The 13,874-nt window shown below is 65.6% G+C and carries 15 protein-coding genes; 9 read left to right on the forward strand and 6 right to left on the reverse strand.

The genetic code is table 11. From position 1 onward, the window contains the following. Window positions 1–47: 47 nt before the first annotated feature. Complete coding sequence (locus tag ACP150_RS10265; RefSeq protein ID WP_424966513.1) at window positions 48–1,442, forward strand: PLP-dependent aminotransferase family protein; 1,395 nt, start codon at window positions 48–50, stop codon at window positions 1,440–1,442. A 12-nt stretch (window positions 1,443–1,454) separates the two neighbouring features. Here ACP150_RS10265 and ACP150_RS10270 read toward each other — a convergent pair whose 3' ends face one another. Beyond that, the gene (locus ACP150_RS10270) at window positions 1,455–1,766 is read right to left on the reverse strand and encodes a DUF983 domain-containing protein (RefSeq protein ID WP_424966577.1); all 312 of its coding nucleotides are present in this window, start codon (window positions 1,764–1,766) and stop codon (window positions 1,455–1,457) included. A 466-nt stretch (window positions 1,767–2,232) separates the two neighbouring features. Further along, window positions 2,233–3,093, reverse strand: a complete 861-nt coding sequence (locus ACP150_RS10275) for a MurR/RpiR family transcriptional regulator (RefSeq protein ID WP_424966514.1) — start codon at window positions 3,091–3,093, stop codon at window positions 2,233–2,235. A gap of 103 nt (window positions 3,094–3,196) precedes the next feature. Between ACP150_RS10275 and ACP150_RS10280 the strand changes: the two genes are divergently transcribed. From ACP150_RS10280 to ACP150_RS10310, 7 genes are all read left to right on the forward strand, one after another. Then, window positions 3,197–3,730 (forward strand): TRAP transporter small permease, encoded by a 534-nt coding sequence (locus ACP150_RS10280; RefSeq protein ID WP_424966515.1) that lies wholly within the window; start codon window positions 3,197–3,199, stop codon window positions 3,728–3,730. 5 nt (window positions 3,731–3,735) lie between these two features. Then, window positions 3,736–5,013: a TRAP transporter large permease gene (locus tag ACP150_RS10285; protein ID WP_424966516.1), complete on the forward strand. Its 1,278-nt coding sequence runs from the start codon at window positions 3,736–3,738 to the stop codon at window positions 5,011–5,013. 32 nt (window positions 5,014–5,045) lie between these two features. Beyond that, window positions 5,046–6,083: a DctP family TRAP transporter solute-binding subunit gene (locus tag ACP150_RS10290; RefSeq protein WP_424966517.1), complete on the forward strand. Its 1,038-nt coding sequence runs from the start codon at window positions 5,046–5,048 to the stop codon at window positions 6,081–6,083. A gap of 105 nt (window positions 6,084–6,188) precedes the next feature. Continuing rightward, complete coding sequence (locus ACP150_RS10295) at window positions 6,189–7,427, forward strand: diaminopropionate ammonia-lyase (protein ID WP_424966518.1); 1,239 nt, start codon at window positions 6,189–6,191, stop codon at window positions 7,425–7,427. Next, window positions 7,427–8,665, forward strand: a complete 1,239-nt coding sequence (locus ACP150_RS10300) for a Zn-dependent hydrolase (protein ID WP_424966519.1) — start codon at window positions 7,427–7,429, stop codon at window positions 8,663–8,665. Before ACP150_RS10295 ends, ACP150_RS10300 begins: the two co-directional genes overlap by 1 nt. Next, window positions 8,662–9,570 (forward strand): N-carbamoyl-D-amino-acid hydrolase, encoded by a 909-nt coding sequence (locus tag ACP150_RS10305; RefSeq protein ID WP_424966520.1) that lies wholly within the window; start codon window positions 8,662–8,664, stop codon window positions 9,568–9,570. Before ACP150_RS10300 ends, ACP150_RS10305 begins: the two co-directional genes overlap by 4 nt. A 160-nt stretch (window positions 9,571–9,730) precedes the next feature. Then, window positions 9,731–10,249, forward strand: a complete 519-nt coding sequence (locus ACP150_RS10310; protein WP_424966521.1) for a DUF2867 domain-containing protein — start codon at window positions 9,731–9,733, stop codon at window positions 10,247–10,249. A 50-nt stretch (window positions 10,250–10,299) separates the two neighbouring features. Here ACP150_RS10310 and ACP150_RS10315 read toward each other — a convergent pair whose 3' ends face one another. Beyond that, on the reverse strand, window positions 10,300–10,896 hold the full coding sequence (locus tag ACP150_RS10315) for an NUDIX domain-containing protein (RefSeq protein WP_424966522.1): 597 nt from the start codon (window positions 10,894–10,896) through the stop codon (window positions 10,300–10,302). A gap of 66 nt (window positions 10,897–10,962) precedes the next feature. Here ACP150_RS10315 and ACP150_RS10320 point away from each other — a divergent pair, with 66 nt between their 5' ends. Next, the gene (locus tag ACP150_RS10320) at window positions 10,963–11,730 is read left to right on the forward strand and encodes a DeoR/GlpR family DNA-binding transcription regulator (protein ID WP_424966523.1); all 768 of its coding nucleotides are present in this window, start codon (window positions 10,963–10,965) and stop codon (window positions 11,728–11,730) included. A gap of 15 nt (window positions 11,731–11,745) precedes the next feature. Here ACP150_RS10320 and ACP150_RS10325 read toward each other — a convergent pair whose 3' ends face one another. The 3 genes from ACP150_RS10325 to ACP150_RS10335 form a co-directional block, all read right to left on the reverse strand. Beyond that, window positions 11,746–12,399: a TenA family protein gene (locus tag ACP150_RS10325; protein ID WP_424966524.1), complete on the reverse strand. Its 654-nt coding sequence runs from the start codon at window positions 12,397–12,399 to the stop codon at window positions 11,746–11,748. A 171-nt stretch (window positions 12,400–12,570) separates the two neighbouring features. After that, entirely contained in the window at window positions 12,571–13,281 is a 711-nt protein-coding gene (locus ACP150_RS10330) for a transporter substrate-binding domain-containing protein (protein WP_424966525.1), read from the reverse strand. Then, on the reverse strand, window positions 13,278–13,643 hold the full coding sequence (locus ACP150_RS10335) for a MerR family transcriptional regulator (RefSeq protein WP_424966526.1): 366 nt from the start codon (window positions 13,641–13,643) through the stop codon (window positions 13,278–13,280). Before ACP150_RS10335 ends, ACP150_RS10330 begins: the two co-directional genes overlap by 4 nt. Window positions 13,644–13,874 lie beyond the last annotated feature (231 nt).

A 13,874-nucleotide genomic window follows, 5' to 3' on the forward strand; every position in this document is an offset into this window, starting at 1 on the left:
CGACAATCTGCATACACTATGGCGGCATTGACCGGAGGAGATGCGCCATGGCGCCTGAGACGGAGAAACGCGCCTGGCTGCCGAAGGTGCAGAGGACGGACGGGCCGCTCTATCTCTCGATCGCGGAGGTCATCGCCGAGGACATCCGCAGCGGTGTCCTGACACCGGGGCAACGCCTGCCGCCGCAGCGGGCCCTGGCCAAGGCGCTCGGCGTCGATTTCACGACCGTGAGCCGGGCCTATGCAGCCGCAGCCAGACAGAATCTGGTCGAGGGCCGGGTCGGGCAGGGCACCTATGTAAAGCCGCGGATCTCGGAGGGGGGCGGGCGCGCCGCGCCGGACCGCACTGTGGATATGAGCATGAACATGCCGCCGCGCTTCGACGATCCGAGGCTGGTCCAGCAGATGTGGGGCAGTTTCCACCATCTGGGGCTCGAGAAAGGCGACAGCTTTCTGATGCGCTACCAGCGCCCCGGGGGCAGCGCCGAGGATCGCGATGCCGCGCGGGGCTGGCTCGAGGCGCAGTTTGGCCTTGAGGGCGCGGCGCAGGTGGTGCTCTGCAACGGGGTGCAGGGGGCGCTGCTCTCCATTCTCTCGCTGCTGGCCAAGCCTGGCGACACGCTGTGTTGCGAAGCGATTACCTTTCCCGGGTTTCTCGCGGTGGCGAAGTATCTCGGGCTCAACCTCGTGCCGGTCGAGATGGATGCCGAAGGCCTGCGGCCCGACGCGTTGGAGGCGGTCTGCGAGACCCACGGGCCAAAGGCGCTCTATACGATCCCGACGCTGCACAATCCGACCACGGCAACGCTAGGCCCCGAGCGTCGTCAGCGGATTGCCGAGATTGCCCGCAAACACGGTCTGACCGTGCTGGAGGATGACGCCTATGGCGCGCTGGCCGCCGATGCTCCACCGCCTCTGGCCCATTACGCGCCAGAGCGGACCTGGCATATCTGCACCACGTCGAAATGCCTCGCGCCGTCCCTCCGGGTCTGTTTTGTCACGCCGCCGCAAGGTGCCTCGAATGAAGGGCTCAAGCGCGCCATTCGGGCAAATGGCGGGGTTGTCTCGCCGATTTCAGCGGGGCTGGTGACGACCTGGCAATCCTCCGGTCTCGCGGCGCAGATCACATCGGCCATCCTGGTCGAGACCCGCGCGCGGCAAGCGGCCTTTGCGGAGGCCGTGCCGGGCATCCCCCTGCGCGACGGGGCGTTTCATGTCTGGATGCCCCTGCCGGAGGGGCAATCGGCGACCGATCTGGCATTTGCCCTGCGCGGCAGCGGCCTCGGGATCCTGCCGGGGCAGGCCTTTGCCTGCGGCGCGCCGGTGAACGCAGTGCGGATCGCGCTGGGCTCTCCGGATCGGCTGGGGGATTTGCGCCGCGAATTGCGCGGTCTTGTCGAGGCGTTGCAGAACCCCGGAGAGGCCGCGTGGATGGCGGTCTGATGCCGCCGGGTCCTAAAACCCGTGCAGACGTTTGGCCCATTGCAGGCCGATCATCGCCCCCTTGAAGCGCGGCAAAAGCGCAAGCGAGAGCAGGATCACCCCCACGGACACCGTCAGAGCCATGGTGAGCGCCGATGGCTGCCAGATCGACCACATGAGATGCATGGCGAACCCGGCCAGATGGCCCACGATGAGGATCGTCACATATGCGGGTCCGTCATCGGCCCGGGCATGGGTCAGATCGAGGTCGCAGGCCTCGCACCGCGCATTCACCTTCAGGTAGCTGTGCAGGACTTTGCCCTCGCCACATTTCGGGCAGCGCATGCGGAACCCGCGCTTGAGCGCTTGTCGGGTGTTCCGGGCGGGGATGTCGTGCTCGATCGCTTCCACAATGGGCTCCTTCGCGTAAGCAATATGCATACAAAAGGCATATAAGGCGATTCTTGATTGGGTGCAATGCGGGCATTGATTTGCTTGGCAGACCCTTCTCTGCGGCATTTCGGGTGATTAGCCCCTCCTAAACTTGCAGACAATTCTCGACCCGGCACGGCTCGGGGAATATTGAGTGTATATTGTATGCAGGTCTCGCACTGGCGCGCCAAAGTGCTCTTTCGGAAAAGCTGCAGGATGATCGCGCCGCAAGCGAGCATCCTGCGTCCCGCTCAGCGCGGTCTTGGCATCTCTGCCCTGACCGGGTTGCCGCTGGTGTGCATCAGCGGCCCGATCCGGGGGGGCCGCACGTCCAGTCCCCACGGTGCCCCGCATATGCGTCCGCGACGGGCAAACTCTGTCATTCGAGATCCGACAAGGTGTCGTGCAGGGCTTCGACACGCTCGAGATGGCCGCGATTGTCCTGGCCGCTATGGGTGGCCACGCTGAGCACGAGGGCCCGCAGGATTGCCATGGCGCCGACATAGGAATCGAAGGCCTGGCTGGTCTGGACCGTCGAGGTCAGCGTCCAGCGTGCAAAGGCCGGGGCAGCGCGGATGCTGGTATCCGTGATCAAGAGGACGCTTGCCCCGGTTTCGGCGGCCACCTTGACCAGATCGGTGAAGGCTGCGGGCCTGCGGCGCAGCCCCATGAACACGGCCACATCTCCGGCGCGAAGCTGGGCAAGGTCCTCGGCCATGGATTGTGCCGGGGCCGCCATGAGCGAGGTGTTGGGCCGGAGCTGCGACAGGCCCGCCGCCAGATACTGGGCGAGGGCGTGGCTGTTCCGGAACCCGGCAATCTTCACCATGCGGGCCGCGCCGATCGTCTCTGCGATATCGCGCAAGGTGACCGGGTTCAGCGCAGAGAGCGTGGAATCGAGGACGGCGATCTCCTCTTGCAGGATAGCCGAGAGGAACTCGGACCCCGGTGTGGCGCGGGAGGCTGTGTGCAGCGGGGATCCCTGCATCTGCAAACGACGCGAGGCCTGCCTTGCGGCGTCAAAGGTCTCGAAGCCGAGCCGTTTGAAGAACCGGGTGACCGTGGCATTGGACACGCCGGAGCGTCGCGCGAGCTCTGTCGCGGTGTGGGCTGCGAGATCCCCGGGATATTGCAGCAGCACGTCCGCAATGCGCCGTTCCTGCTCGGGCAAGTGGTCATAGGCCCCATGAATGCGCAGACTCAGGGATTTTGACGGGGATTCTGCTGGGTTCTTGGGCAAAGCGACTCCGCATATATGAAAAATTCTTTTCACTGATTGATATGCGGCGAAACTGCGATTTCGGTCAAGGGACCCTGTCACCCCGTCCCGGAGACCTCAGCCCATGGCGTCGATCGCTGCCACCTCCAAACGCTGGAGCCTGCGGGTGAACTGGGTGGTGGAGCGTGTCTGCGTCGCGCTGCTGGTCCTGCTGGTGCTGGATGTGTGGCTGGGGGTTCTGCTGCGTTACGTGATCCCGCTGCCTTTGACCTTCACCGAAGAGCTGGCCCGCTACCTGATGATCTGGATGGCGCTTCTGGCTGTATCCTCGGGGATTGCGCATCGCGAGCATATTGGCGTCGAGTTCGTGTTTGTCCGCCTGCCTGCCGGGGTGCGCCGGGGGCTGGCGGTGGCCTTCGACGTGGTGGGCTTCCTCTTTTTCTTTGCCCTGTTCTGGTACGGCCTCGGCTTTGTCGAGCGCGGGATGACCCGGCTCACGATGATCTACGCGGTGCCCAAGGGATATGCCTTTGCCGGGGTGCCGCTCGCAGCCGCGCTCGCCTGTATCCAGCTGTTGCTGATGGGCATTCACGACGCCCTGTCAGAGCGGCCGGTCGAGGCGACAGGTGCCTCCATCGCGGGCATGGGGGACGAGTGATGGGGATGCTCCTCGTACCGGCCGCCTTTTTCGGCTTCCTCGCGCTGGGCCTTCCGGTGGGGATCGCCATCGGCGTTGCCGGGATGATCGGGATCCTCGATATGGGGCCGCGCTTCATGACCATGGCCCCGGACCGGGTCTTTGCCGGTCTGGACCTCTTTCCGTTTCTCGCCATGCCCTTCTTCATCCTTGCGGGCGAGATCATGAACCGCTCGGGCATCACCCAGGGGCTGGTCAAGCTCGCCGAGGCGCTGGTGGGCTGGCTGCGCGGGGGCATGGCGCATTCCAACATGGTGGCCTCGGTGATGTTCGCCGGGATCACGGGCTCGGCCACCGCCGATGCCGCGGCGTTTGGCAACACGCTGGTGCCGGCGATGCAGCGGGCGGGGTATAGCCGCCCCTATGCCTGTGCCGTGACCGCCGCGGGCTCGATCATCGGGCCGACCATTCCGCCCTCGACCCTGGCGATCATCTACGGATCGATCATGGGGGTGTCGATTGCGGGCCTCTTCGCCGCCGGGATCCTGCCGGGGCTGCTGATCTGCGTGGTCTGCATGGCGATCATTGCGCTGACCGCCCGGGTCAAGAACCTGCCCAAGGGCGAGGGCGGGCCCAGCCTCTGCGCGGTCTGGGCCGCTTTGAAAGAGGGTGTGCTCGCGGTCCTGCTGCCGATCTTCATCCTTGGATCGATCCTGGGGGGCTTTGCCACGCCGACCGAGGCGGCGGCCATCGCCGTGGCCTATGCGCTCTTTGTGGGCGGAGTGCTCTACCGCGCGCTGAGCTGGCAGGACCTCTACGAGGTTGCGGTGCGCACGACCCGGATCACCGGTGTGATCTTCCTCATCATCGCCTCGGCCACGATCCTCGGCTGGTGGATGACCTTCAACCAGATCCCGCAGGCGGTGGCCGAGGCGATGTTGTCGATCTCGGACAATCCCAATGTGATCATCGGTCTGATCCTCCTGCTGATCCTCGCCATCGGGATGGTCATGGATATCAACGCGACGCTGATCATCCTCGCGCCGGTGCTGGCGCCGCTGACCCTGCTGATCGGGATGGATCCGGTCCATGCCGGGATCATGATCATTCTCGCGCTGAACATCTCGCTCATGACGCCCCCGGTCGGGGCCTGCCTGTTCGTGCTGGCCTCGGTCACTGGCGAGAAGGTGGAATCCATCACCCGGGAGCTCTGGCCCTTCATCCTCGCCGAGGTCCTCATCCTCGTGCTGGTGGCGTTCTGGTCCGATCTGACGCTTTTCGTGCCGAGACTGCTCGGCCTCTGACACCTCACAGACCAACAGGAAAGGAAATACATATGTCCCTGATCAAACCTCTCGCCGCGGCGGCCGCGGTTGCATTGCTCGCCGGACAGGCGGTTGCGCAGGATGTCACCATCCGTCTGGCGCATCTCAACCCGGCAGATCCGTTCAAGAGCCATTCCGGCGCCATGACGGCTGTGTTCAAATCCCTGGTCGAGGCCAATTCCAACGGCGCGATCGAGGTGCAGCTCTTCCCCAACGGTCAGCTTGGCAAGGATGCCGAAGTGCTCGATCAGGTGCGCGCGGGGCTGGTGGAAAGCACGATCTCCTCTTCGGGCGGGCTGGCGCAGCACTATCCGCTGGTCGGCGTCTTCGACATCCCCTTCGCCTTTCCCAATATCGGTGTCGCCAGTCGGGTGATCACCAAGGACAGCGCCTTTGGTGAGAAATTCGTCGGGGATATTGAGGACAAGACCGAGCTCAAGGTATTGGGCCTGCTCGATTCCGGCGGGTTCTTTGCCTTCACCAACTCCAAGCAGCCGATCACCTCGGTGGAGGATATGGACGGGCTGCGGATCCGCACCATGACCCTGCCCACCCATGAGGCGATGATCTCGTCCCTCGGGGGCCAGCCGACACCGCTGCCCTGGGCCGAGGTCTATACCGCGCTGCAGACCGGCGTGGCGGATGGCCAGATGAACCCGATCCCGATCATCGCCTTTGCGAAGTTCAACGAGGTGCAGGAGTATCTGTCGATCACCAACCACGTGATCACGCCCTATATCTGGACCATGAACGAAGCCTTCTTCGACAGCCTCTCGCCAGAGCATCAGACCCTGATCAGCTGGGCCGCCGAGGTCGCAACCGAAGCCGGGCGCTCCATGAACCGCGTGATCGAGGCCTCCGAGACCGGTCTGCCCGCGCTGGCCGAGAACATGGAGGTCAATGTGGTCTCCGGCGAGGAACTGGCCAAGTTCGCCGAGGCCGCCCAGCCCGCGGTCCGCGCCCTGATCGAAGAGCAATATGGCGCCGAGGGCATCGCCATGCTGGAAACGATGCTGGACTCCGTGGCCGCCGCCAAGGCGGAGTTCTAAGCTGTCACGGAACAGGCCGGGCGCTGCGTGCGCCCGGCACCCCGACGACGATTGACGACACTTCCACGACGGGGGACAGGCCCCTGTCGTTCCTGCGAGGACCGCATGACCACGGAAATTCGCCGCGCGACAGGCCGCGCCGACGACTTCACCCTTCTGATCAATCCGCTTGCCGCGAAGGATCACCCCTGGACCGATGCGCAGGATGCCATCCTGAATGACCGGGCTTTGGCGACGGCCCGGGACACGATCGGATCCTGGCCGGGCTATGCCGAGACACCGCTGGTCTCGCTGGACCAGATGGCTGCGCAGGCCGGGGTGGCTGCGATCCATTACAAGGACGAAGGCCCGCGCTTTGGCCTGCGCAGTTTCAAGGCGCTGGGCGGGGCCTATGCGGTGGCGCGGCTCCTGCAGGCGCAGGTCGCGGACACCCTCGGGCGCGCGGTCGAGATGTCCGAGATTGTCGGCGGCGCCCATCCCGAGATCGTCGCGGGCATCACAGTGTGCTGCGCCACGGATGGCAATCACGGACGCTCCGTCGCTTGGGGCGCGCAGACCTTCGGCTGCCGCTGCGTGATCTTCATCCACGCCACCGTTTCGGAGGGCCGCAAGACCGCGATCGAGGCCTATGGCGCCGAGGTGCGCCGCTGCGTCGGCAACTACGATGACAGCGTTCGCGAGGCGCAGGACACTTCAAGCCGCGAGGGCTGGTTCGTGGTCTCGGACACGTCCTATCCGGGCTATCTCGAAGTCCCGAAAGACGTGATGCAGGGCTATGAACTAATGGCGGCGGAGGCCTTCGATCAGTTGGAGGCCCCGCCCACCCATATCTTCCTGCAGACCGGGGTTGGTGGCATGGCCGCCGCCGTTGCGGCCCTTGCCAAGCGACGCTGGCAATCGGCGCGCCCGACCATCGTGCTGGCCGATCCCGACAAATCCGCCTGCTGGCTCGACAGTTACCGCGCTGGAGAGCCGCGCGCGGTCGAGGGGGATCTCGACACGCTCATGGCGGGGCTGGCCTGTGGCGAAGTGTCGATGCTGGCTTGGGAGGTGCTCCGGGATCACGGCGATGCGGTGATCGCCCTGACGGATGCGGCGGCCGTGGCCTCCATGCGGGATCTTGCGGATCCCTTGCCCGGTGATCCGCCCATCGTGGCGGGGGAAAGCGCGGTGGCCGGTCTGGCCGGGATGCGCGCGGTGTTGTCCGATCCGGATGCCACGGCCGCGCTTGGCTTGGGCGTCGGGGCGCGGGTGCTCGTCTTCGGGACCGAGGCGGACACGGACCCGGTTGTCTACGAAGAGCTGGTCGGCAAGAGCGCTGATACCGTCCGGCTGGCGGGCTGATGACCGCCCCTTCCATTTCCAGCCCCCGCCTCATGGCGCGGCTGCGCCGCATGGGCGAGATTGGCGCGCTGGAGGGCGGGGGCGTGTGCCGTCTGGCCCTATCGGACGCGGACCGCGAGGGGCGGGACCAGTTTGTCGCCTGGCTCGAGGCGCTGGGGCTCACGGTCCAGATCGATGTGATCGGCAATATCTGGGGGCTGCGCCCGGGTCTGGAGGAGGGGCCGCCCGTGATGATCGGCTCCCATATCGATACGGTCGCGACCGGCGGGCTCTATGACGGGACGCTTGGGGTGATGGCGGGGCTTGAGCTGGTCGAGGCGCTGAACACGGCGCAGATCCAGACACGACACCCGATCGCCGTCGCGGCGTTCACGAATGAAGAGGGCGCGCGCTTCGCCCCGGATATGATGGGGTCCGGCGTCCATCAGGGCGCGCTGGATCTGGCCGAGATGCGCGCGACCCGCGCCACGGATGGGAGCGCCGTGCTCGGCGACGAGCTTGACCGGATCGGCTATGCCGGACCCGTCCCGGCGGCCTCGATGACGCCGCGCGCCTATCTGGAGCTTCATGTGGAACAGGGGCCCGTGCTCGAAGCCGAGGGCGTGGCCATCGGGGCGGTCACCGGAGTTCAGGGCATCTCGTGGACCGAGTTCACCATCACGGGGCAGTCCAACCATGCGGGTACCACGCCCATGTCCATGCGGAGGGACGCTGGGGTGGTCGCGGCAGAGATCGCCATTGCTGCGCGCCGCATTGCCGAGGATGCGGGGCCGCCTCAGGTCGCGACGGTCGGCGTGCTGGAACTGACGCCGGGTCTCGTCAATGTCGTGCCTGCCGAAGCCCGGCTGACCGTGGATCTGCGTCACACGGAGGAGGCTCAGCTGGCCGCCTCCGAAGCGCGGCTGATGGCGGCTGCCGAGGCCGCGGCAGAGGCCGAGGGCTGCGCGCTGACTGCGCGCCGCCTCGCCCGGTTCGGTCCGGTCACCTTTGACCCCGCGCTGGTCGACAGGATCGCGGCAGCGGCCAAGGCGCGGCACTTGACGGTGCGCCGGATGCCATCCGGGGCCGGGCATGACGCACAGATGTTTGCCCCGAATTGCCCTGCGGCCATGGTCTTTGTGCCCTCCGCTGGGGGGCTGAGCCACAATATTCACGAACATACGGATGAGGCGGATCTCGTTGCGGGGGCGCAGGTCCTCCTCGATGTTGTCCTCAATCTCGCAGGAGCGGTTGCATGAGCAGGAAATTCGTCGTGGCCGGAGCGCAGCTCGGGCCCATCGCCCGGGACGAACCGCGCAGTTCCGCCGTCGCCCGCATGGCGGCCCTCATGCGCGCAGCCCATGGTCGGGGCGCACGGCTGGTGGTCTTTCCGGAGCTTGCGCTGACGACCTTCTTTCCACGCTGGTTTCAGGAGCCGGGCCCCGCGCTGGACGCGTGGTTCGAGACCGAGATGCCCTCGGCCGAGACCCGGCCGCTCTTTGAGCTCGCGGCCGAGCTCGGCATCGGTTTTCACCTGGGCTATGCCGAGAAAACCCCGGATGGGCGCTATTTCAACACCGCGATCCTTGTGGATGAGACAGGGGCGATTGTCGGCAAGTACCGCAAGATCCACCTGCCCGGCCATGATCAGCATGAGCCCTGGCGACCCTTCCAGCATCTGGAGAAACGCTATTTCGAGACCGGCGATCTCGGCTTTCCGGTCTTTGACGCGCTGGGTGGCAAGCTCGGCATGTGCATCTGCAACGACCGACGCTGGCCGGAAACCTGGCGGATGCTCGGGCTGGGCGGGGCCGAGATGGTGGTGCTTGGCTATAACACGCCGCTCCATTATCCGCCCGCGCCGGAACACGATCATCTGCAGTATTTCCATAACGATCTGTCGCTGCAGGCGGGCTGCTATCAGAACGGGCTCTGGGCGGTGGGGGTCGCCAAGGCCGGGCAGGAAGAGGGCTGCGAGCTGATCGCGGGCAGCCTCATCGTCGCGCCGACCGGCGAGGTGGTGGCACGTGCCGCAACGGCGGGGGACGAGGTGTTCACGGCAGAGGTCGATCTGGATCGCTGCACGGAGATCCGGGCCAATATCTTCGACTTTCAAAAGCATCGCGAACCGCAGGAATATGGGGCCATCTGCACGCCGCGCTAAGGGCGAGGCCACTGGACGGAGGTGCGGGGGTGAGGGCGCAGAGAGGGACAAGCAGGTGCGAACCGTTCGGGGTGCACGGCACAGTAGCCTCGGAGCGGATCCTGCCCTAAGCACGTGCCCGGACCCCGCGCGCGGCGCGCTGTCACAAAGGGACGTTCCCATGACCGAGACCGGCTCCACTTTCGTGCCTCTGGGCGAGGCCAACGCGCTGCTCCTCGCCCCGGTGGAGGAGCTGGACTATTTCGACACCCGTGCGATCCTGCTGCCGCGTCCAGTCACACCGTTGGAAGCCTGGAACCTGACGACGGAGCGTCCGCTGCCCCTGTTGCCCTTGGCCTTTCGGATTCGCGATGCAATTTGCGCGCCCTTCGGTGTCGCGCCCATTGGCGGGTTCAGTGGCACGCGGTCGTCAGAGGTGGCGGTGGGGGACCAGCTGGATTTCTTTCTGGTGGAGCATGTCTCGGACACATGCCTCTGCCTGACCGCGCGGGACCGGCATCTCGACGTGCTGACCTGCCTGTCCTGCAAGGGGCGCAGCCTCGCGATCACCTCTTCGGTCCGGACCCATAATGCATTCGGTCGCCTCTACATGCTGCCTGTCGGGCCAGCCCACAAACTGATCGTGTCGCGGCTTCTCAAGCGTGTCGCGGATGCGCTCGAGGAGGCGCCTGCGGGGTAGGGCGCGGTGTGGGGCGGCGACGCCTGTCCCATGGGTAGACCGGAGGGGAACTATCCTGCAGCCTGCGCCGTCAGCCGCTCGATCCAGAGCCTTTGTAGCAGGATGATAGTCTTGGCATCCCGGATGTCACCGGTCTCGATCATCTCCATCGCCTTGCCCAAGGGGATCTCGGACACCTCGATGTCCTCCCCCTCGTCGAACGCGCCGCCGCCATCGCTCACCTGATCTGAGGCGGTATAGGTCCCCATGAAGAAGGCGAGGTATTCCGTCACCGATCCGGGGCTCATGAAGACGTCGAAAAGGTGCGTCAGCGTCTGGACCCGGTAGCCGGTCTCTTCAAAGAGTTCCGCGCGCATCCGATCCTCGGCCCCTTCCCCTTCGAGCAAGCCCGCCGGGGTCTCGATCAGAGCCTCCAGCCCTGTGTTGACAAAGACAGGCAGCCGGAACTGCCGGGTGAGAAGCACGGTGTCCGTCCCGGCATTATAGAGCAGGCAGGTCGCGCCATTGCCTCGGTCATAGGTCTCGCGTGTCTGGCGCTGCCACTGGCCGTCCCGCCGCCGCAGTTCAAATGCGTGTTTGGTCAGAACCCCCCAGTCATCTGAGAGGATTTCTTGGGAAATGGGGCGAAACCAGTCTGCTGTGTGCATCACCTTGATCCTTTTGTGCCCTGCCGTTATCGTGCAAAAACGTGCAGAGTCAAGAAAAGTCGTGCAATGCTGAGCCATGAACGGAAGACCCACCTGCTCTCCCTTCTCGCGACACAGGGCCGTCTTGTGGCGAGGGATGTGAGCCGCGATCTCGGGGTGTCGGAGGATACGATCCGGCGCGATCTGCGCGAGTTGGCGAAGGAGGGCCGCCTGAAGCGCGTGCATGGGGGCGCTGTCCCGGTGGCACCGGCAAACGCGCCCTTTCCGCGCCGGATCGGGTTGGCAACGCCCGAGAAGATCGAGATCGGGCGGCATGCCGCGGCCATGGTTGAGCCGGGTCATGTGGTGTTCATCGATGGTGGGACCACGGCACTCCAGCTGGCCCGACACCTGCCACATGCCCTGAACGCGACGGTCATCACCCATAGCCCGAATGTGGTCATGGAGCTATTGAACCACACGCATCTCGAGGTGGAGATCGTGGGCGGTCGACTTCTGCGCCATTCCATCGTGACAAGTGGTGCTGCCACGATCGAATGGCTGGATCGCTATCGGCCGGACCTGTGTTTCATCGGCGCGACCGGCCTGCACCCGGATGAGGGCATCACCACCGGAGACAGCGAGGATGCCGCTGTGAAGCGTGCCGTGATTGCCCGATCAGGTGCCGCGGTGATCCTCGGGTCGTCAGAAAAATTCGGCACTGTTGCGGCCTGCGAGATCGCCCGCTGGGCCGAGGTAGACGGCCTTGTCGTCTCCGGCAAAGCGGCGCCGAGAGCGACGGAGCTTTTCGGGCATCTGGGCTGCGAGATCCACGTGAGCGATCGTCCCGGCTAAGGACGTGCGGGCCCGTCAGCGGGCCACGGCGAACCCGTCCCAGGCAGCGTCGAAAAAGGCGCGTTCAAGGGCAACCGCCCGGGCGAAGGTCGCGCGCACATCTGCGCGCCGGGTCTCGTCCAGTGTCTCGTAGACCGTGTCGAGCTGCCCGCGCAGATACGCCACGACGCCCGCGAAATCGGGGCCCGCATGGAGGGTGATCCACTCACCCAGCCAGAATGGCAGCGCGTCGGCGCGATCTTCGACCGGAGCGGCCCAGTCGAGATAGATCCACTCGGCCACCACCAGAACAGAGAGCATGAGCTCATAGCGGCCCGATAGGCGCGCGTCCTCCATCAGGCCCTGAAACGCGCGGGTTTCAGGGGCGGCCGCCTCGGCCTGGGGCACGCCGAGCGCCTCCAGCGCGCGCAGGAAATAGGTGTTCTCTGCTCCGCAGATCGCGCCGAGAAACTGCGCGCCCGGCACGGCATCGGCCAGGGACGGGGCATGGGCGACGGTGGCGGCAAGCAACCGGACGAAGCCTTCGACAAACAGGTAGTCCTGTTGCAGGTATCCGGCCATCTTCTCGGGGTCGAGCGTGCCCTCTGCAAGCGCGTCGGTGAACGCATGGGTCGTGGCCGCGGTCCAGTCCTCGGCAACCTGTGCCCGAAGGGTTTCTGTTGCGCTCATCGAAGCCTCCGAAACTGAGTGTGCTGCATGGATTGCGGGCGATGCGCCGCCTGTGATCCTCTTGGCCAGTGACGGCTGAACGGTGGGATGTCAATCAATCCGAGTGCGCATGCGCCCGCGTTGTGGAGCCGACCGATGCAGAGCGTCCCTGCTTTGCACTGCGCGCGCACCTCAATCCGCTGATCGCGAGGGCTCATCCTGCGACGCCCCGAAGGACGCGAGGATTGCGCGATGGGCATCCGTCCCCAGAAAGGCCGCCAGAACCGCGATCACATCCCGCAGAAACGCCCTGTCGTCCCGGTGGACTACGAAGGCACCGAACGCGGGCGGCGCCTCCTCCGTCGGAACGGGGACCAGCGCCAAGCCCCAATCCGGGACGTGCGCGATGAAGGCGCTGTGCGCCCGGCCCACGCTGGCATAGGCGTCAACCTTGCCGTCGCGCACGGCCTGTGCCGCGTGAGCATAGGTGTCGAATACCGTGATCTGCGGCTGGCCCACGCCCAGGTCCAGTGCGGTGCGGTGCTGGATCTGGTCGCGGATCACCGCGAATCGCGCCTCCCGGTTGCGCGCCAGGGATCTGTACCCGCTGAGCCTTCGGGGATTGTCCCCGCGCACCAGAAGCCCATCCGACTGCGCCCAGATCGGGCGGCTGAACGCGGCGGTGCGACGTCGGTCATCGGTTTGAAGCAGGCCCGTCGTCATGCGCCAGCGTCCGTCCGACAAACCAGGGAGCAGGTCGGCAAACTCCGTCTCGTCGGGCTCGAACGGGGCCGCGCTGATCTGCTGTGCGACATATCGGGCCAGTTCCACATCGCAGCCCGTTGCCACGCCATCCCGGCCAAGGAAGTTGAACGGAGGTTCGATCAGATAAGCAAATCTCATGCCGTCTCCGAGCTTTGCCGGGGGCCATAGCTTGCGATCTTGATCGCGAGGACCTGTTCGCATGTCTCGATCTTTGCGCGCTGGGCCTTTAGGGCCAGAGCGTGGTCCGCGAGGATTTGCCGCCGCTCGGCGATCCCGGCTTGGCCGGCTTTCGCCAGGGCGGTGAAGCGTTTCATCTGTTTCAGCGGCATGCCTGTTTCGCGCAACCAGTAGAGCAAGGTCAGCCATTCGACATCGCGCGGCGCGAAGCGGCGGTGCCCGTCGCCCCCGCGGTGGATCTCGGGCAGCATGCCCGACCTTTCGTAGAACCGGATCGTGTCCGCGGACAGGCCACAGGCCGCCGATGCCTCTACAATTTTCATGGTCGCTTCTGATCCTCCGCCCTCTGGATAGCGACTTGGAGCCGCTCCAGGTCAACGGGCAAATCGCAGGAACCCGGACGGATCCGCCACAGAGCCCGTCGCCCGAATGTTCAAGGCGGGTTTTGGGCGGTGCTACGGTCTGTGCCCTGCGCCTCGATTGTGTCGCTGGTTGGGGTCGCAGGGCCGGTCCGTTTCGAAAATCCTTGCCCGGATCAGGGAACGGCCTTCTAC

It is taken from the genome of Dinoroseobacter sp. S375 (assembly GCF_049800775.1).
Taxonomy (GTDB): domain Bacteria; phylum Pseudomonadota; class Alphaproteobacteria; order Rhodobacterales; family Rhodobacteraceae; genus Dinoroseobacter.

What these genes read in the sequence shown, in the direction of transcription:
- ACP150_RS10265 (WP_424966513.1), top strand. Translation starts at nt 48, where the DNA reads ATGGCGCCTGAGACGGAGAAACGCGCCTGGCTGCCGAAGGTGCAGAGG.
- ACP150_RS10270 (WP_424966577.1), bottom strand. Translation starts at nt 1,766, where the DNA reads ATGCGCTGCCCGAAATGTGGCGAGGGCAAAGTCCTGCACAGCTACCTG.
- ACP150_RS10280 (WP_424966515.1), top strand. Translation starts at nt 3,197, where the DNA reads ATGGCGTCGATCGCTGCCACCTCCAAACGCTGGAGCCTGCGGGTGAAC.
- ACP150_RS10285 (WP_424966516.1), top strand. Translation starts at nt 3,736, where the DNA reads ATGCTCCTCGTACCGGCCGCCTTTTTCGGCTTCCTCGCGCTGGGCCTT.
- ACP150_RS10290 (WP_424966517.1), top strand. Translation starts at nt 5,046, where the DNA reads ATGTCCCTGATCAAACCTCTCGCCGCGGCGGCCGCGGTTGCATTGCTC.
- ACP150_RS10295 (WP_424966518.1), top strand. Translation starts at nt 6,189, where the DNA reads ATGACCACGGAAATTCGCCGCGCGACAGGCCGCGCCGACGACTTCACC.
- ACP150_RS10300 (WP_424966519.1), top strand. Translation starts at nt 7,427, where the DNA reads ATGACCGCCCCTTCCATTTCCAGCCCCCGCCTCATGGCGCGGCTGCGC.
- ACP150_RS10305 (WP_424966520.1), top strand. Translation starts at nt 8,662, where the DNA reads ATGAGCAGGAAATTCGTCGTGGCCGGAGCGCAGCTCGGGCCCATCGCC.
- ACP150_RS10310 (WP_424966521.1), top strand. Translation starts at nt 9,731, where the DNA reads ATGACCGAGACCGGCTCCACTTTCGTGCCTCTGGGCGAGGCCAACGCG.
- ACP150_RS10315 (WP_424966522.1), bottom strand. Translation starts at nt 10,896, where the DNA reads ATGCACACAGCAGACTGGTTTCGCCCCATTTCCCAAGAAATCCTCTCA.
- ACP150_RS10320 (WP_424966523.1), top strand. Translation starts at nt 10,963, where the DNA reads ATGCTGAGCCATGAACGGAAGACCCACCTGCTCTCCCTTCTCGCGACA.
- ACP150_RS10325 (WP_424966524.1), bottom strand. Translation starts at nt 12,399, where the DNA reads ATGAGCGCAACAGAAACCCTTCGGGCACAGGTTGCCGAGGACTGGACC.
- ACP150_RS10330 (WP_424966525.1), bottom strand. Translation starts at nt 13,281, where the DNA reads ATGAGATTTGCTTATCTGATCGAACCTCCGTTCAACTTCCTTGGCCGG.
- ACP150_RS10335 (WP_424966526.1), bottom strand. Translation starts at nt 13,643, where the DNA reads ATGAAAATTGTAGAGGCATCGGCGGCCTGTGGCCTGTCCGCGGACACG.